This window comes from Stenotrophomonas sp. TWI273 (assembly GCF_039674765.1).
GTDB lineage: Bacteria > Pseudomonadota > Gammaproteobacteria > Xanthomonadales > Xanthomonadaceae > Stenotrophomonas.
Map to the genome: position 1 here is coordinate 77,081 of NZ_JBDJOA010000011.1, position 16,702 is coordinate 93,782.

Annotated in this window: 21 protein-coding genes and 1 tRNA gene; 8 read left to right on the top strand and 14 right to left on the bottom strand. The window is 66.9% G+C overall.

Annotated elements, in window-relative coordinates:
• The first annotated feature begins 34 nt into the window (after window positions 1-34).
• Window positions 35-547 (top strand): GNAT family N-acetyltransferase, encoded by a 513-nt coding sequence (locus tag ABE571_RS14175; RefSeq protein ID WP_346493895.1) that lies wholly within the window; start codon window positions 35-37, stop codon window positions 545-547.
• Between the two features lie 18 nt (window positions 548-565).
• Here the strand turns inward: ABE571_RS14175 and ABE571_RS14180 are convergent, their stop codons facing one another.
• Window positions 566-862: a zf-TFIIB domain-containing protein gene (locus tag ABE571_RS14180; RefSeq protein WP_088432901.1), complete on the bottom strand. Its 297-nt coding sequence runs from the start codon at window positions 860-862 to the stop codon at window positions 566-568.
• A 153-nt stretch (window positions 863-1,015) separates the two neighbouring features.
• Between ABE571_RS14180 and ABE571_RS14185 the strand changes: the two genes are divergently transcribed.
• From ABE571_RS14185 to ABE571_RS14195, 3 genes are all read left to right on the top strand, one after another.
• On the top strand, window positions 1,016-1,780 hold the full coding sequence (locus ABE571_RS14185; RefSeq protein WP_346493897.1) for a CPBP family intramembrane glutamic endopeptidase: 765 nt from the start codon (window positions 1,016-1,018) through the stop codon (window positions 1,778-1,780).
• A 133-nt stretch (window positions 1,781-1,913) separates the two neighbouring features.
• The gene (locus ABE571_RS14190) at window positions 1,914-2,312 is read left to right on the top strand and encodes a response regulator (protein ID WP_313210441.1); all 399 of its coding nucleotides are present in this window, start codon (window positions 1,914-1,916) and stop codon (window positions 2,310-2,312) included.
• Window positions 2,313-2,470: 158 nt separating this feature from the next.
• The gene (locus tag ABE571_RS14195; RefSeq protein ID WP_313210439.1) at window positions 2,471-3,136 is read left to right on the top strand and encodes a DUF3011 domain-containing protein; all 666 of its coding nucleotides are present in this window, start codon (window positions 2,471-2,473) and stop codon (window positions 3,134-3,136) included.
• Between the two features lie 21 nt (window positions 3,137-3,157).
• Here ABE571_RS14195 and ABE571_RS14200 read toward each other — a convergent pair whose 3' ends face one another.
• Entirely contained in the window at window positions 3,158-3,838 is a 681-nt protein-coding gene (locus tag ABE571_RS14200; protein ID WP_346493900.1) for a lysozyme inhibitor LprI family protein, read from the bottom strand.
• A 237-nt stretch (window positions 3,839-4,075) separates the two neighbouring features.
• On the opposite strand from ABE571_RS14200, the gene ABE571_RS14205 reads away from it, so the two are divergent.
• Complete coding sequence (locus tag ABE571_RS14205) at window positions 4,076-4,924, top strand: hypothetical protein (protein WP_346493902.1); 849 nt, start codon at window positions 4,076-4,078, stop codon at window positions 4,922-4,924.
• 203 nt (window positions 4,925-5,127) lie between these two features.
• Window positions 5,128-5,289 carry a hypothetical protein gene (locus ABE571_RS14210; RefSeq protein ID WP_313210433.1) on the top strand — a complete coding sequence of 54 codons (162 nt, stop codon included), beginning with the start codon at window positions 5,128-5,130 and terminating at the stop codon, window positions 5,287-5,289.
• Window positions 5,290-5,498: 209 nt separating this feature from the next.
• On the opposite strand, the gene ABE571_RS14215 is transcribed toward ABE571_RS14210, so the two are convergent.
• Window positions 5,499-5,969 (bottom strand): DUF2383 domain-containing protein, encoded by a 471-nt coding sequence (locus ABE571_RS14215; RefSeq protein ID WP_346463239.1) that lies wholly within the window; start codon window positions 5,967-5,969, stop codon window positions 5,499-5,501.
• A 198-nt stretch (window positions 5,970-6,167) separates the two neighbouring features.
• Here ABE571_RS14215 and ABE571_RS14220 point away from each other — a divergent pair, with 198 nt between their 5' ends.
• Window positions 6,168-7,643, top strand: coding sequence for a S41 family peptidase (locus tag ABE571_RS14220; protein WP_346482089.1), 1,476 nt, complete (start codon window positions 6,168-6,170; stop codon window positions 7,641-7,643).
• 89 nt (window positions 7,644-7,732) lie between these two features.
• The gene (locus ABE571_RS14225) at window positions 7,733-8,131 is read left to right on the top strand and encodes a DUF6713 family protein (protein WP_346493904.1); all 399 of its coding nucleotides are present in this window, start codon (window positions 7,733-7,735) and stop codon (window positions 8,129-8,131) included.
• Between the two features lie 38 nt (window positions 8,132-8,169).
• Here the strand turns inward: ABE571_RS14225 and ABE571_RS14230 are convergent.
• The 11 genes from ABE571_RS14230 to ruvB all read right to left on the bottom strand — a co-directional run bounded on the left by ABE571_RS14230 (window position 8,170) and on the right by ruvB (window position 16,614).
• Window positions 8,170-8,245, bottom strand: a tRNA-Lys gene (locus ABE571_RS14230).
• A gap of 72 nt (window positions 8,246-8,317) precedes the next feature.
• Window positions 8,318-8,983: a 7-cyano-7-deazaguanine synthase QueC gene (gene queC, locus ABE571_RS14235; RefSeq protein ID WP_121039125.1), complete on the bottom strand. Its 666-nt coding sequence runs from the start codon at window positions 8,981-8,983 to the stop codon at window positions 8,318-8,320.
• Between the two features lie 114 nt (window positions 8,984-9,097).
• Window positions 9,098-9,796: a 7-carboxy-7-deazaguanine synthase QueE gene (queE, locus tag ABE571_RS14240; protein ID WP_259259409.1), complete on the bottom strand. Its 699-nt coding sequence runs from the start codon at window positions 9,794-9,796 to the stop codon at window positions 9,098-9,100.
• A gap of 132 nt (window positions 9,797-9,928) precedes the next feature.
• A complete protein-coding gene (gene ybgF / locus ABE571_RS14245) occupies window positions 9,929-10,735 on the bottom strand; it encodes a tol-pal system protein YbgF (protein WP_313210423.1) in 807 nt (268 codons plus the stop codon).
• 3 nt (window positions 10,736-10,738) lie between these two features.
• Window positions 10,739-11,254, bottom strand: a complete 516-nt coding sequence (pal, locus tag ABE571_RS14250) for a peptidoglycan-associated lipoprotein Pal (protein WP_121039134.1) — start codon at window positions 11,252-11,254, stop codon at window positions 10,739-10,741.
• 64 nt (window positions 11,255-11,318) lie between these two features.
• Window positions 11,319-12,638 (bottom strand): Tol-Pal system beta propeller repeat protein TolB, encoded by a 1,320-nt coding sequence (tolB, locus tag ABE571_RS14255; protein ID WP_046272625.1) that lies wholly within the window; start codon window positions 12,636-12,638, stop codon window positions 11,319-11,321.
• A 212-nt stretch (window positions 12,639-12,850) separates the two neighbouring features.
• Window positions 12,851-13,909 carry a cell envelope integrity protein TolA gene (gene tolA / locus ABE571_RS14260; protein WP_313210418.1) on the bottom strand — a complete coding sequence of 353 codons (1,059 nt, stop codon included), beginning with the start codon at window positions 13,907-13,909 and terminating at the stop codon, window positions 12,851-12,853.
• Window positions 13,899-14,327: a protein TolR gene (gene tolR, locus ABE571_RS14265; RefSeq protein ID WP_019185220.1), complete on the bottom strand. Its 429-nt coding sequence runs from the start codon at window positions 14,325-14,327 to the stop codon at window positions 13,899-13,901. Before tolR ends, tolA begins: the two co-directional genes overlap by 11 nt.
• Before the next feature lie 23 nt (window positions 14,328-14,350).
• The gene (gene tolQ, locus ABE571_RS14270; protein ID WP_346463210.1) at window positions 14,351-15,130 is read right to left on the bottom strand and encodes a protein TolQ; all 780 of its coding nucleotides are present in this window, start codon (window positions 15,128-15,130) and stop codon (window positions 14,351-14,353) included.
• Window positions 15,131-15,143: 13 nt separating this feature from the next.
• Window positions 15,144-15,584, bottom strand: a complete 441-nt coding sequence (gene ybgC / locus ABE571_RS14275) for a tol-pal system-associated acyl-CoA thioesterase (protein ID WP_346493906.1) — start codon at window positions 15,582-15,584, stop codon at window positions 15,144-15,146.
• On the bottom strand, window positions 15,574-16,614 hold the full coding sequence (gene ruvB, locus ABE571_RS14280) for a Holliday junction branch migration DNA helicase RuvB (protein ID WP_121039149.1): 1,041 nt from the start codon (window positions 16,612-16,614) through the stop codon (window positions 15,574-15,576). The genes ybgC and ruvB overlap by 11 nt, the downstream gene beginning before the upstream one ends.
• Window positions 16,615-16,702 lie beyond the last annotated feature (88 nt).

Here is a 16,702-nt window from a genome sequence, read left to right on the forward strand (position 1 = left end):
GTAAGCTGCCGGCCCCACCTGCCTGCCTTGCGCCATGATGTTGACCCTCCGCCGTGCCACCGTTGCCGATGCCGATGCGCTCTCGGCGATCGCCATCGCCACCTACACCGAAACCTTCGGCGATTCCTACCGGCCGCAGGACCTGCACGCGTTCCTGCACAGGCACTATTCGGTCGAGCCGCAGCGTCACGAACTCGCCGATCCACGCAACGCGGCGTGGCTGCTGGAAGACGGGGAACATGTGGTGGGTTATCTCGCCGCAGGGCCCAACAGCCTGCCGCATGCCGAGGCCAGCGAGGGCGATATCGAGCTCAAACGCCTCTACCTGCTCGCCAGTCACCAGCGTGGCGGCCACGGCGCGCGCCTGATGGACGCCTTCCTGGCGTGGCTCGATCAGCCACAGCGGCGCACGCTGTGGATCGGCGTGTGGTCCGAGAACCTGGGTGCGCAGCGCTTCTATGCGCGCTACGGCTGCAGCAAGGTGGGCGAATACGATTTCCCGGTCGGCGACAGCGTCGACCGGGAATTCATCCTGCGCCGCGCCTGAGCGCAGCGCAGGCGTGCATCAGAAGTCGAACAGGTCCGACAGGAAGCTCTCTTTCTTTTTCTTGCGGTAGCCCTGCTGGTCACCGTACTGCTGCTGGCCCAGGTGTCGGGTATCACGGTGCTGCACGGCAGCCGGCGGCGGCGGTGCGGCCGCGCGCACCGGCGCGGGGGCGGCGGCACCGGCCGAGCGCTCGATGATCTTGTCCAGCTCGCCTCGGTCCAGCCACACGCCACGGCACTGCGGGCAGTAGTCGATCTCGATGCCTTGGCGCTCGGACATCTGCAGCGCTTGGGTCTTGCATACGGGGCATTGCATGGGCGGTAATCCAAGGGGCAAAGCCGCACTCTAGCCGGTCATACCTGACCGTGGTGCAACGCGGCCATGACCGATGGCCCCCCGACCTATGCCCCATGCTGCTGGCGAGGGAATCACGAACAATCCACGCCGTCCCTGGATATGGAGCGTCCCATGCCGTCCCTCCGCCTGCCCACCTGGCTGTCCGCCTGCGTGGTGGTGCTGACCCTGGCCGTGTCGATCAATCTGCGCGACCTCGCCGCGTGGCTGGGCACGCCGATTCCGAAGCTGCCGATCCCCTATGGCGGCGCCATCCTCGACAACGGCCTGGGCGTGCTGCTGGTGCTGGCCGTGGCTGCGCTGCTGCTGCGCCCCGGGCAACGCCTGCACGCATTGCTCGGGTTGCGCTGGAATGGCTGGCAGGGCCCGGCACTGGCCCTGCTGGCGACCCTGCCGTGCTGGCTCGGCCTGTGGTGGCTGGGCGGGGTGAATCCCACCCAGGATGTCCTCGCACTGCTGATGCTCGGCGTGCTGTTCCCGTTCGCCGAGGAAATCATCTTCCGTGGCTTCGGCTTCATCTTCGCCCATCGCCAGCAGCGCTGGCCGTGGCTGGCCGCCGCGCTGGTGCAGGCGGTGATCTTCGGTGCGATCCACTGGTGGTCGTTCGGCGGCGGCGGGGGCATGGCGCTGCAGGTGTTCGCCATCACCGGCATCGGCGGGCTGGTGTTCGCCTGGCTCAATACGCTGGACGATTACACGCTGTGGAGCGGGCTGGCGCTGCACATCTCGCTCAACCTGGCCTGGAACGTCTTCGTGATCACCGAGGCGACCGCGGTCGGCTGGCCGGCGACGGTGCTGCGCCTGTCGGCGGCGGGGTTGGCGGTCGGGCTGGTGTGGGCCTGGCACCGTGGACGCCGGCGGTCGGCGGCCGTTGCCTGAGCGCCGTGGGCGCTACGGGCGGTACGATCCCGCCCCCGATTCACCCGGCATTTGGTCGCCGTCGACGGTCTCCTCACCGGCGGCCCGCGATACTTGCGCGCCCCTCTCCGGGGGTAAGCAGGAACCACGCTCCATGTTGTTGTCCAAGCACCATCCCGAACCGCGCGTGCTGTTGATCGAAGACACCGAAGACACCCGCGAACTGAGCCGCATGGCGCTGGAAAGCCAGGCCTGCGAAGTCGTGGCGGTCAGTTCCGCCGAAGCCGCGCTGGGCCTGCTGCAGGCCGGCGAGCGCTTCGATCTGGTGTTCACCGATGTCTGCCTGGGCGCGGTGAGTGGCATCGAGGCGGCGCATCGGGTCAAGCAGGAACAGCCCGGGCTGCCGGTGCTGGTCACCTCGGGCCTGGAGCCCTCCGTGGTGCTGCCTCAGCTCGGCCCGGGCATGCATTTCCTGCCCAAGCCTTACAGCATGAGCGAGCTGCTCGACGCGATCCGTGCCTGCTTCCAGCACCCGCTGGCGGCCTGCGCCTGAGGCGAGTCACCTGCGGCGCCCGGCGGCCGTCCGGGCGCGCAGCGCGGTGATCTTCATCCGGATTTCATGTCCGCGTGGCCATCGTCGTTGCCGGGAACGGGGGTCTCCCGCTTCCCATACGATGCGACGCGCTCCTTTTCCCTTCCGGAATCGACGACATGCTCTTCCGTATGCTGCTGGCCACGCCCCTGCTGTTGATGCTGCCGTTGGGAGACGCGCGCGCGGATGACTTCGTCACCTGCGAGAGCCGCGACAACCGCTATCAATCCTGCGCCCTGCCCCGCGCGGGCTACGTCACCCTGGACCGCAAACTGTCCGGTGCAGACTGCCGCCAGGGCCGCAACTGGGACTACGACCGCCGCGAGGTGTGGGTCGACGATGGCTGCCGCGCCTCGTTCCGGGTGCACGGCGGCAGCGACCGCGATGACCGCCGTGACGATGACAACCACGACGCCAAGGTCGCCGCCGGCGTGTTGATCGGCGCGGCGATTCTCGGCGCGTTGGCCCATAACGCCAACAAGGATGACGCGCGCTACGACGACGAGAACTACCAGGGCGCCCGCCACACGTCCTATGTGCCCGACTGGATGGTCGGCGAGTTCGAGGGCTACAACCCGACCTTCAACGCCGACATCCGCATGCGCATCGACAGCGACGGCCGCATGAGCGCACAGACGCGTGGGCAGTCGTTGAACGGCTGGGTCAATGGCGGCCAGCTCAACGTCGGCAGCAGCGTGTTCGACATCAGCCAGAGCCGCGACGGCTTCGTCACCACCGAAGTGGGCGACCGGCAGAACGAGGTGCGCTACCGCCGCGTGCGCTGAGCAACGCGGCGGTGGCCGCCATCACTTGGCGATCTGACACTGCAGCGTGGTGCCGTAGAACTCCAGCGTGGTCTGGTCGTTGTGGGTCCGCAGGTCCACGCCTTCGCGCCCCCAGCGACCGCCGTTGTTTTCCTCGCGGGTGACCGGCACCGGGAACACGATCGCCTGGTCATTGCCCCAGCTGATCACGGCCGCAGTGGGATCGATGTCGTTGTAGAACACCGCGGTCACCGGCTTGCTGTTGTCATCGCAGCGGTACTCGACCTTGGCCGGCACCTGGATGCCGCCGGCGTTGAGGGTCAGCTCGACCAGACGCGTCTGGTAGGACTCCACCAGGCAACGGTGCGGGTCCACCGCGCGCGAACAGGCATCGCGACCCTTGATCCAGCCACGCTGCTCGGCCGCGATGTCCAGCTCGTCCGGGCTGGTCTGCACGCGCTTGTAGAGCGCGGCCAGCTGGCGGTCCAGCGCGGCCAGGCGGGCGTCGCCACACACCTGCTGCTCGGCCTCGGAGTGCGCCTTGGCGCAATCGAACGACGGCGGCTGCAGGGTCGGGCTGGCGGTTGCGGTGGGCGCGCTGGCAGCGGGGGCCGACGTGGCCGGCGCGGCAGGCTCTGCCGGAGTCGCGGTATCGGACGGCGCCGGCTTGGAACAGGCCGCGAGCGCAAGCGCCCCCACACCCAGCAGGACGAAACGGTTCATGGCACCTCCAACAACGATCAACGAATGACTGGCTATTGTGCCCCCGTAAGCGATTCTGCGGTGTGCACAGGCAGACCGCTCATGGCCCACGCCTGCATCTCCCAACCGTCATTCGAGGACAACCGATTGCCGGGCACCCGCAGGATGCCCCGGCGACGCATGCTGCGCACCGGGTTGCCGCCCCGCCCCGGGTCACCTACGCTCCATGCCCGAATCGATCCAAGGACCATGCTCCGGATGAGTTGCAGCCTGTTTTCTTCTCTCATGCGACGACTGGCATGGCCGGCGCGTGCGTCTGCACCGACACCGCTGGGCGCGGCCCTCCTCGTGATATTGCTGGTCCCCTCACCCGCACGTGCCGATGACATACCGCCGCAGTTCATGGCGCAGTACGAAGCCACGCGCGACTACCTGCAACTGCTGCAGCAAGCCGACGCCGACAACGCACCGGAGCAGCTCGACAGCCCACGCGCCATGCAGCTGCTGGCGGCGGTGACCAACACGACCGACGTCCTGGCGCCGGACTACGCGACGGCGGACCTGAGTCTGCTGACCAACGCGTGCCAGTACGGCGTAACGCTGTCCACCCGGTTGATGCAGTTCGGCATGGGTGCGATGCCAGCCGCCGTGCTCCTCCATTCCGGCGAGCAGGCCCGCCAAGGCAACCGCAACGCCGAGCGCTTCCAGGCACAGCTGGGCCTGCTGCTACCGTACCTGCTGCAGTGCGGCGCACGGATGCAGCCACTGGTGGATACGTGGCTGACCGTTGCAACGCCCGCAGAGCTCGCCGGTTTGGGACCGGGCGGCACCGACACCCTTCGCCGCAATGCGCAACGCCAGTACCTGGAGATGCTGGAGGTGATGCGTGCCCAGCCGGCGGGCAGCACGCTGAAGCGGACCCTGGTCCATGCGCTGGCAGAGACGGCGGCGCCTTACGCGCAGATGCTGCAGCTCGAGCAACGACAGCCAGTGCGTGACGCGTTGAAGGACGCGCTGGAACAGGTGGACCCAAGCGACGTTCCGCTCCTGCAGCAGGCCATTGCCGGGTTCAGCAGCGACCATTGCGGGACACTCTGCCAATCCTGATACATCGACGGCCGCAGCCTCCAACTCGGCGCCTGGGATGAAGGCACGTTGTGGACCAGCAGCGCCGTGGGTGGTCCCGCCCACGCGGTGTAGCACTTGGTCATGAGACTACCCTGACCCGATGCTCATCCCAGTGCGACCCTCGCGTAACAGCGGCAGGTCCACGCTGGGGTTGCGACATCACGTCGCCTTGGAGTCACACCATGTCCAACATGCAGAACAACGAAAACAACGTCAAGAATGCTGCTGCACAGAAAGGCCCGCAGTCCGAACAGGACCGCAAGGACGCGCAGGCCAAGCAGCAGAAGCAGGAACAGGACACCAAGAACGCCCCTGACGCAGGCAACAAGCCGCAGCAGAAGTAATTCGTCTGCCGCATGGTGGGGCTGCGCATCCGCGCAGCCCTCACATGCAGACGGCGACCAGGCGCACTCGGCGCCATCCCGCACCCTTCAACGTCTCGCGTCCTTCAATCTCCTTCATCCTTCACTACGAAGCTCATTCGCGACGCTGTTGATTCGCGACGCTACGAATGCGCGTGCTTCCTTGAAGGTGTGGGTGACGGTGTGGATGACTATGCATCCCGGCCCCGCAGGTCATCTACCTCCTGGCGCATGTCGTCCCAACCGAGCCGCGTCTCCAGCAGCATGCCGTTGAGCGTTCGTCGCGCATGTGCCGTCAGTGCGCCATCGCGCGCGGCAACTTCGAGTGCCCTCACCAGACGCGCTTCAGCTGCCTGGCTCTCACTGGCGTACTGGATGCCCGCATCCCCGAGTACGGTGCCCAACCTGCCGAAGCCGCCACGGAGGCTGCCGGCCAGGGTACGGTGGCGGGCGGGCTGACCGCCGGCGTCGCGCACCAGCCGCGTGACCCCATCGATGACCTGCATTTTCGCTGCGGCCATCCGCATCATCAGCGCGTTCAACTGCGGATCCTGCGTCCCGTCGTCGGCGACGGCTCTGGCGTAGATGTCGTGGCCGTCGCGCGCGATGCCGATGATCTGGTTGAGTTCGCGTATCGCGTGGCCGGATTGGACGGTACTCATCACACCGCTCCGTGGGATCGTGGCCCACTGTGGCCGGGTATGGCCTGATCGTGCGCGCGTCGTAGGGACGGTGGCGTGATGCGACTCCGGGACTTCCGGGGAACACGCGCATTGGCTACGATCGACCGGAGTCGATCGCACACACGATCCCGTCACCCTTGCCCCGTGCGGCACTGCGCCGGGTCGCAAGGAGGCTGTATGGCAGGGACGAGAGGGATCGTGATCACGCTGGCGATGCTGGCCATGGCATCGCCGGAAGCATGCCGAGCCACACCGGCGTTCGATCGAAGCGGCTGGCAGGCCGACCACGCGGCACTCAAGCAGATCCTGGCGCACGATTACGCGCACCTGGCCTGGGTCGCCTCGCCTCAGGGCGGCGTGGATCTACCCGCGCTGGATGCCTCCGCGCAGCGCGCACTGGCCGAAGCGCATACCGATGCGCAGGCGGCCCAGGCCCTTCGCACCTTCCTGGCCGGCTTCCATGACGGCCACCTCAGCCTGCTCGATCCGCTTGAACAGGCCCCCAGCTCCCCGGCGCCCGCTGCTGTGGACCCACGGGCCCTGGGCGCTGGCGCAGGCTGTGCATTGCTTGGCGTATCCGACGAGGGTCGCCACGATTTCAGCCTGCCGCTGGACACGCTGCCGGGTTACCACCCCTTGAACGATGTGGCCGACCCCATGCTGCGCGCCGGCACGCTGTCCTTGCCGGACGGGCACACGATCGGCCTGCTGCGGTTGCACGAGTTCGATGCGCTGCGCTATCCAGGCGTGTGCCACGCGCTGTGGCCACAGCTGCGGCAGGCCGACGCCACCGCGGAGATGCGCGGCACAGTGGGCCGCAGTTGGGTCGCTGCGATTGCCGCCAGCCTGCGGCGCTTCCAGCAGGACGGCGTGGACGCGGTACTGGTGGATGTGGGTGACAACCCGGGCGGTGACGACAGCGGCGACACCCTCGCGCGCCTGTTTACTTCGCAGCCGGTGGCCTCCGCCGTCCTGGAGGTCAGCCAGTCGGCGGCGGGCAAACCGTATCTGGACGAGCAGTACGAACGGCTCGACGACGCGCTGCGTCATCACCACCCCAACGCGGCCGCCCGCCGGCTGTTGAGCACGCAGCGCGCCGCCTTCCAGGCATCGCGGCAGGCGGTGGCCATGCCGCCCTGCGATCTGTCCTGGGCCTGGCACACGCAGCAGGCATGGGACGCCGCACCGTGCCGGCGCCTGGTCGCGGCGGGTACGTCCGGCGGTCCGCTGCCGAGCCCTGCCGTGGACACCCTCGATGATTTCCTGATCGCCCACCGCCTGGACTGGGCACAGGATCTGCGCGGGCACTGGGGCGCATGGAATGGCCCGGTGTATGTGTTGACCAACGGAAAGACCGCGTCCTCGGCCGAAATGTTTGCCGCGCGCATGCAGGACAACCACATCGCCCGCATCGTCGGTACGCACAGCGGCGGCTATGGCTGTGGCTTCATGAGTGCAGACGCGCCGCCTGAACTCCCCCATTCGCACCTGCGCGTGCGCGTACCGAACTGCGTACGCCTGCGTGCCGACGGCAGCGACGAAGTTGCCGGCATCACCCCGGACCTGCCCGTCATTCCGCGCAGCGGAGAAAGCGCCCGGGCACGGGCGCAGCGCGTGGTGGATACGCTCGCCAGCGACATCGGGATGCATTGAGCCCGGCCCCGGCGGCGCAGGGGTCACCCCTGGTGGGCCGCTACACTACGCACGCTGCAGGATCCGCAGCGTCTGGCACCGCCCGCCTCATGGAACGACGTTACTTCGCCACGCTGCTCGCCTTGATTCTCCATCAGATCGATGCCGCCTTCTGGCGTGAGTGGGAGATGTTCCTGCTGCCGGGTGGCGTGCAGGGCTTCCTGGTGTTCAATCTGATCGCCGTGGGCGTGGTGGTGCTCGGCTACCGCCATGTGGTGCTGCAGACCGGCAAGGCACGCGGTTTCGCGAGGCTCTGCGCGGCACTGGGCCTGGCCACCTTCATCATCCACCTCGGCTTCGCGCTGCATGGCCATCGCGCATTTCATCTGCCGGTGTCGATGGCGATCATTCTTGCCTGCCTGGTGTCGGCCTTGTGCCTGCTGCGCTCGCTGCGCAGTGCAGCTGCTGCCTCGGCCGGCGGTCGCGGAGACGCCCATCCCCGCGCATGAAAAAGGCGACCTCGCGGTCGCCTTGATCATGGATGCAGTGGTGGGCCGTGATGGATTCGAACCATCGACCAAAAGATTAAAAGTCTTCTGCTCTACCAACTGAGCTAACGGCCCATTGCATCCCCGACGTGACGCCGGGGGTGCGCATTCTAACGCATCTTCGCGCTCATGCGTACCCGTCCCGCATCACACGTAGTGGGTCGGGTCCGGCACGCCGGCATCGGTGAAGCCCTGCGCGCGCAGGCGGCAGGCATCGCAGTGCCCGCAGGCGCGGCCCTGGTCGTCGGCGTTGTAGCAGGACACGGTCAGGCCGAAGTCCACGCCCAGGCGAACGCCTTCACGCACGATATCGGCCTTGCTCAGGAACTGCAGCGGCGCGTGGACCTGGATGCCCGCACCTTCCACGCCCGCCTTGGTGGCCAGGTTGGCCAGCGTCTGGAAGGCCTGGATGAACTCGGGGCGGCAATCCGGGTAACCGGAATAATCCACCGCGTTGACGCCGCAGAAGATGTCGTTGGCGCCCAGCACCTCGGCCCAGCCGAGTGCGACGGACAGCATGATGGTATTGCGCGCCGGCACGTAGGTGACCGGGATGCCCTCCCCGCCCGCTTCAGGAACGTCGATGTCATCGGTCAGGGCCGAGCCGCCGATGCTGCGCAGGTCGACATTGACGGTCTTGTGGGCGACCGCGCCCAGCGCGCTGGCGACGGCGGCGGCGGCGTCGAGTTCGGAGGTGTGGCGCTGGCCGTAGCGCACGCTCAGGGCGTGGACGGCAAAACCCTGCTCGCGGGCGATGGCAACGACGGCGGCGGAGTCCATGCCGCCGGACAGAAGGACGACTGCTTTTTTCATGGGGGTGTTTCCGGTGGTTTGCGGGGAACCAGCACGCTGTCCCGCGCCGGACGTCTTTACTGATGGTGAGGCCTGGTCGATGGCAAGCGCAGCGCCGTAGCGCTGCAGCCGCCGTTACCTCCCGGGTTCGTCATTCCACAACAGCTTGTGCAGCTGCATCTGGAAGCGCACCGGCAGGCGGTCGGCCACGATCCAGTCGGCCAGCTCGCGTGGGCTGACCTCGCTCTTGCTCGGCGAGAACAGCACCATGCTGCGCTCGTTGAGGCGATGCTCGCGGACCATGCCGCGGGCCCATTCGTAATCCTCACGGCTGCACAGGACGAACTTGATCTGGTCGCGCTTGGTCAGCAGCGGCAGGTTCTCCAGGCGGTTGCGGGCCATTTCGCCGGAGCCGGGGGTTTTCAGGTCGACCACCCGCGACACGCGCGGATCGACGGCGCTGACATCCAGCGCGCCGGAGGTTTCCAGCGAGACGTCCAGGCCGGCATCGCAGAGCTTCTCCAGCAGCACCAGGCAGCGCTTCTGCGCCAGCGGCTCGCCACCGGTCACGCAGACGTGGTGAACGCCTTGGGCCAGCACCTCGTCCACGATCGCGTCGATGTCCCACCAGGTGCCGCCATGGAAGGCGTAGGCGGTATCGCAATAGGTGCAGCGCAACGGGCAGCCGGTCAGGCGCACGAACACGGTCGGCCAGCCGGCGGTATCGGCTTCGCCCTGCAGGGACAGGAAGATCTCGGTGATCTTCAGTCGCGGCAGCGGGGACTGCACGATCTCACTGGGGAGTGCGGCAGCAGCGGACAGAGTGGTGGTCATGGCGGTGATTCTTGGCGGACGGCTTCGGAAACGACAACAGCCGGGCATGGCCCGGCACGGAGGACCGGGCAGCGCCCGGTTGGCAATCCATCATTATACCGGGCCCGGCCGCAACAGCGGCCCGGGGCGGGTTCAGCGGATCTGCTGACCCAGCCGGATCGACTGCAGACGGTCCTGCGCGGTGCGCGCGGCGTCGGAGCCGGGATACGTGGACACGACCTGTTCGAGGGTCGCCTGGGCCTGGTCGACCTTGCCTTCGCCATACTGGGAAAGGCCGATCTTGAGCAGGCCACCGGACGCCTTGTCATGGGTCGGGTAGCGCGAGATGAGGTCGCGGAACTGCGCCTCAGCCAGCGGGAAATTACGGGTGGCGTAATAGCTTTCGCCCAACCAGTACAGCGCGTTGGGGGTATAGACGCCGTTGGGGTACAGCTCGAGGAAGCTCATGAACAGCTGCGCCGAGTCGTCGTACTTGCCGGCCTTGAGCGCATCGAAGGCGACATTGTAGGCGGTGCGTTCATCGCCACTGGCGGCCAGGCTGCCGGCATCGCCGTGCACGCTTGGCGGCCGCTCGGAAGCGGCCGTTGCCGGTTTCGGGGATGCAGCGGGGGCAGGCGCGGCTGCGGCCGGGGCGGCAGGAAGCACGGGGGCTCCACCTTCCAGGCGGTTCAGGCGGCTGTCCAGGTCCAGATACTGGTCCTTGGCGGACTGCTTGAGCTGGTCATTGTCGTGCTGCAGCTGCTCGACCTGCGACTGCAGGGCCTGCAACTGGGTACGCAGCTGATTCAGCTGATTGAGCATGTCCATGTTGGACTGGTTGTTGTTCGCCTGCTGCTCAAGCGCGCCGACGCGGTCGGCCAGACTCTGGCGCTGCGCATTGGCCGGTGCGGCAGCCACGAGGGCTGCCGCAACGATCATCGATAGAAATCGAAAGCGCATCTATTACTGAGCCGTGTACACGATCTCGACGCGACGGTTCTGCGACCAGCAGGACTCGCCCGACTCGGTGCAGACCGGACGCTCTTCACCGTAGGACACGACGGTCAGCTGCGAAGCCGAGCCACCGTTGGCCTGCAGTGCCGAGGACACGCCGTTGCCACGACGCTCGCCCAGGGCCTGGTTGTAAGCGCGCGAACCGCGCTCATCGGTGTGGCCCTGCAGGGTCATGCGCGAGGACGGACGGTCACGCAGGTACTTGGCGTGGCACGCCATGATGGCCTGGAACTCCGGCTTGACGCTGTCCTGGTCCAGATCGAAGTACACCACGCGCTGGCGCAGGCAGGAATCGGTATCCAGATCACCCGGACCGTACAGACCCGAGGTGGACGGGCCGGTCGGAGCGGTGGTGCTGCCGGTATCAACCGGGGCAGCCGGCACTTCCTTGACCTTCTTGGAACAACCGGCCAGGGCGGCCACGGACAACAGGGAGACAAGCAGAACGCGGGTGGTCTTGTTCATGGCGATACCTTTGAGGCTCCTAAAGCCGGATGAGGGATGAATACGGCGAAATCTTAACACTCTGTTAGCGCTTTGTACGGTATGGCGACCAAGAAGGCTCGCGAACATCACCGTCCGCCAGAACCAGCCGCTGGCGCACGCGCGCATCGGCCGAAACGGCGTACAACACTCCACGACCCCCCTCACGGGCGGCGTACAACACCATGCTCGCGTTGGGCGCGAAGCTCGGCGATTCATCCAGCGACCCTGGCGACAGCGTGTTCCAGCGGGCCGAGCCCGTGCTGCTGTCCATCATCGCGATCTTGTAGGTGTTGCCGCTGCCCTGGGCGACCACCAGCTTCTTGCCGTCGTAGGACAGGCTCGGGGTGGCGTTGTAGTTGCCCTGGAAGGTCACGCGCGACGCGCTGCCACCGCTGGAAGCCACCTGGTAGATCTGCGGGCGGCCGCCACGGTCGGAGGTGAAGTAGACGCTGCTGCCATCCGGGCTCCAGGTCGGCTCGGTATCGATGGCGAAGTGGTTGGTCAGCTGGGTCAGCTGCTTGCTGCCCAGGTCCATCACGTAGATTTCCGGGTTGCCGCTGCGCGACAGCGACAGGGCCAGGCGGCGGCCATCCGGCGAGAACGACGGGGCGCTGTTGATGCCGCGGAAGCTGGTGACCAGCTCACGGGCACCGCTGGAGATGTTCTGGATGTAGATCGCCGAGTTGCCGCGCTCGAAGCTCACATAGGCCAGCTTGTTGCCGTCCGGGCTCCAGCTCGGCGAGAGCAGCGGCTCGGCCGAGCGCACGATGGTCTGCGGGTTGAAGCCGTCCGAATCGGCCACCATCAGTGCATAACGCATGGCATCGCCCTTGCCGCTGGCGGTGACATAGGCAATGCGGGTCCAGAAGGCGCCGCGCACCCCGGTGATCTTTTCATAGATGGCGTCGGCCATCTGGTGGGCGACATCGCGCATGGCGTTGCCACGGGCGGTCATCGCCAGGCCCAGCAGGCGCTCGCCCTTGGGCACGTCGTACAACTCGTACTCGACGCGGTAGGCGCCAGCGCCGGCGTCCATCACCCGGCCGACCACGATGTAGTTCTGCTTCAGCGCGCGCCAGGTGGCGAACTGGATCTCGCTGCCACGGGTCGGCTTTTCGACGATCTGGGCTTCCGGCAGATTGCGGAACTGGCCGGAACGGTCCAGGTCGGCACGCACCACGGCGGCCACATCGGTCTGCGGTGCACCGGCCGACCCCTGATACGGCATGGGGACGACGGTGATCGGCGTGGCGGAGGCATTGCCGCCAATGATGTCGATATCCAGCCCCTTCTGCTGCGCCATGGCAGCGAAGGGCAACAACAGGGCCGCAACAACGGCAAGCCAACGAGGCATTTTTTTCATGGAGCGCTCAATAGGGGGGAAACCAGAACGAGGGATAACAGGACCGCGGTGAACAGTTTCGCAATCATGAACCAAGGCCGTGTGAATTCCGAGTCACCGGGCGCACAAAACTCACACACTGTTAACCCCTCCAGGCGCCGTCGGCCTGCGCGGCGGCCGGTGGCGCGCGGCTGCCACGACCGCTGATCCGGCGGGATCAGCGGCCTGCCGGGTCAATCCTGGGCGGTGAACGTGAAGTTGATGGTGCGCGCGAACACCGACTCGAAGCCGCGGTACGGCAACGGCTGGGCATTCAACACGGCGGCCTCGATCGAACGGCGGCCTGCCTCGTCGAACGGGCAGCTGCCGCTGACCTTGGCCTGGATCACCTGCCCACCGGGAATCTGGGTGATCGAGACCTGGCAACGCTGGCCCAGCGGGACCGAATCCGGACGGGTCCACTGTGCCGAGACCTTCTGCTGGATGGCCGCCGCGTACTTGGCGCTGAGATCGTCACTGGTGCCACCAGCACCGGCGGCCGGCTTGGCGGCACCGGTCGCCCCGGCGGTCGAGGCCGAGGCATTGGCCGCACGCGCGGCCGTGACCTGGCGCAGCTTCTGTTCGGCCAGCTTGGCTTCGTTCTCGGCCTGGGCCCGCTTGCGGCGGATTTCAGCGAGTTTCTTGTCGCGCTCGGCGTCGGCCTTGGCGTCGTTGGCCTTCTGTTCCTGCTCGGCCAGCTTCTTCTTCTCGGCTTCTTCCTGCTGCTTGGCCAGGCGCAGCTTCTGCTCGGCCTGTTCCTGGCGCTTGCGCTCGGTCAGGTCGATCTGTTCCTGGCGGCGCTTGGCTTCCTGCTCCTGCTTGGCCTTTTCCGCCGAGATCGCCAGCGCGTTGACCGCTTCCTGGTCGACCGTATCGGGCTGGGCGATGCGCTCCTGCGCCTGCGACTGCTGCGGCGTCGGTGCGTCCTGCGGGCGCGGCTCGGGCAACGGCTGCGGTGGCGGCACGGTGTCTTCCGGAATGGGCTCGGGCTCGGCGACCGGCTCGGGCAGGTCCGGCAGCGTTTCGGAGGCCCGCAGGGCCTGGCGGGCGGCCGAGGCTTCCGAGGCGGACAGCTGCAGGCTGGCCTCGATCGCCGGATCGCCGGCGGCCGCTTCGGTGGTGCGCTGCGGCGACCACAACCAGGCGGCGATGAAGATCAGGGCCAGCAGCAGGTGCACACCGAGCGCCAGCGCGATCGGCAGACCCCACTTCTCTTCAGGCTGACGCTGCGGTGGCAGGGCTTCAGCGTGCATCGGTCGCCAGGCCCACCTTTTCCACGTTGGCGCGCTTGATCACGTCCATGGCCGCGACCACCTTCTCATACGCCACAGCCTTGTCGGCGGCGACGATCACGCGCAGGTTCTTGTCCTGCGAAGAAAGCGCGGACAGCTGGGCCTGCAGCCGGGCCGCATCCATCGGTTCCGGATCCTTGGCCTCGGGCAGCTTCAGGCTGAGCTGGCCATCCAGGCGGACGGACACGATCACCGGATCCTGCTTGCTCTCCAGCGCCTTGGCCTGGGAGGTCGGCAGATCCACTTCAAAGCTCAGCGTGAGCAGCGGCGCGGTCACCATGAAGATGATGAGCAGCACCAGCATGACGTCGATGTACGGCACGACGTTGATTTCGGATTTGAGCTTTCGGCGCTTGCGGCGGCCAATGGCTGCGGTCATGGCAGGACTCCTGTGCTGGGCGCTTACTCGTCGCCCGCGGTCTGACGCTGCAGGATCGAGCTGAACTCTTCTGCGAAGGTTTCAAAGCGCACCGACATGCGCTCCACGCGGGTGGTGAAGCGGTTGTAGGCCCATACCGCCGGGATCGCCACGAACAGGCCGATCGCGGTGGCGAACAGGGCTTCGGAGATACCCGGGGCGACCGAGGCGATGCCGGCCTGCTCGCCGCTGTTGATCATGTCGTGCATGGTCACCATGATGCCGAACACGGTGCCGACCAGGCCCACGTACGGGGCGGTCGAGCCGATGTTGGCCAGCAGCTCCAGGCTGCGCTCCATCTGGTCCACTTCACGGGTGTAGGTGGTGCGCATGGCGCGCTGGGCGCCCTCAAGCTGGGCACGGCCATCCAGGCGACGCTTGTCGCGCAGGCGGGTGAACTCGCGGAAGCCCGATTCGAAGATCGCTTCCAGGCCGCCGACCTGGCGGTTGCGGTCGGTCGCCGAGCTGTACAGCTTGCCCAGGTCCGCACCGGACCAGAAGCGGCTTTCGAACTCGTCGGCGGCGCGGTTGGCGGCGTTGAACACGCGTGCCTTGCGGAAGATGATCACCCAGCTGATGAACGAGCCGGCCAACAGCAGCAGCACGATGATCTTCACCGGGATGCTGGCCTTGATCATCAGGTCCAGGTAATTGATGCCACCGCCATGCGCGGCTTGGGCGACAGTCTGCGCCGCGGCGCTGGTGACTTCCTGCGGCAGCGCTTCGGTCACCGTGGCCTGCAGGGCCAGGAGCATTGCGATCATCCGTTGTTCCTCATTATGCGGATTCTGGAAATTCGAGGTGTTTCAGCGCGGCATGCAGTGCATCGTCCATGCCACGCGGTTTGAAGGTGGTTGCATCCAGCGCGGCGATCTTCACCTGCGCGGTCAGCAGTGTTTCCCCGCCCCGGCACACGGCCTGCGCGAATACCATGCTGGCGCGCTTGCACTGCACCAGCGTGGCGGTGACATCCAGCGCATCATCCAGGCGCGCCGGTTTGAGGAAATCCATGGTCATGCTGCGCACCGCGAACACCAGGCCGTGGTCGCAGCGCATCCGCTCCTGACCATACCCCAATGCGCGCATCCATTCCGTGCGCGCCCGTTCCATGAAGGCCACGTAGCGGGCGTGGTACACCACCCCGCCAGCGTCTGTATCTTCCCAGTAAATGCGTGTCGGCCAACTGAATCGGGGCTCAACCCGGGGCTCAACCGACATCCGGGACCTCCGCGAACAGGTCCGCCGGGGGGTTCTTCGGCTTCAGCCCCATGTGCCGGTAGGCCTTGTGCGTGCACATGCGCCCCCGCGCGGTGCGGATCAGGAAGCCCTGCTGGATCAGGTACGGCTCGACCACGTCTTCCAGCGTGCCACGTTCTTCGGACAGCGCCGCCGCCAGCGACTCGATGCCGACCGGGCCACCATCGAAGTAATCGACCATGGTCCGCAGCAGGCGCCGATCCAGCTCGTCGAAGCCCTCCGGATCGACCTTGAGCATCTGCATCGCGGCCTGGGCCACGTCCTGATCGATGTGGCCGGCCGCCTTCACCTGGGCGAAGTCGCGCACGCGGCGCAGCAGCCGGTTGGCGATACGCGGGGTGCCGCGCGAGCGCCGTGCGATCTCGGCCGCGCCTTCGGCGGTGCAGTCGATGTTGAGGATGCTGGCCGAACGCCGGACGATCTTCGTCAGCTCTTCCGGGGTGTAGAACTCCAGCCGGTGCACGATGCCGAAGCGGTCGCGCAGCGGCGCGGTCAGCAGGCCTGCCCGGGTGGTCGCACCAATCAGGGTGAACGGCGGCAGATCGATCTTGATCGAGCGGGCCGCAGGGCCCTCACCGATCATGATGTCGATCTGGAAATCTTCCATCGCCGGGTACAGCACTTCCTCCACGACCGGCGAGAGGCGGTGGATTTCATCGATGAACAGCACATCGTGCGGCTGCAGATTGGTCAGCAGCGCGGCCAGGTCACCGGCCTTTTCGATCACCGGGCCGGAGGTGACGCGCAGCGCGACCCCCAGCTCGTTGGCGATCACATGGCTCAGGGTGGTCTTGCCCAGTCCCGGCGGCCCGAAGATCAGCACGTGGTCGAGTGCGTCGCCACGGGCCTTGGTCGCCTCGATGTAGATCGACAGCTGCTCGCGCACTGGCGCCTGGCCGAGGTAATCGGCCATGCGCTTGGGGCGGATGCTGGCGTCGGTGCCCTCGTCTTCGCGGGTGGCACCGGCGGCGATAATGCGGTCGTCGGTCATCCCGCGATTATGCGGCAAAAAGGGGCGTGATCCGCGCCCCGGTAGTGCCGGCCGCTGGCCGGCTCCGCACGATGCAGGGGTAATGGGG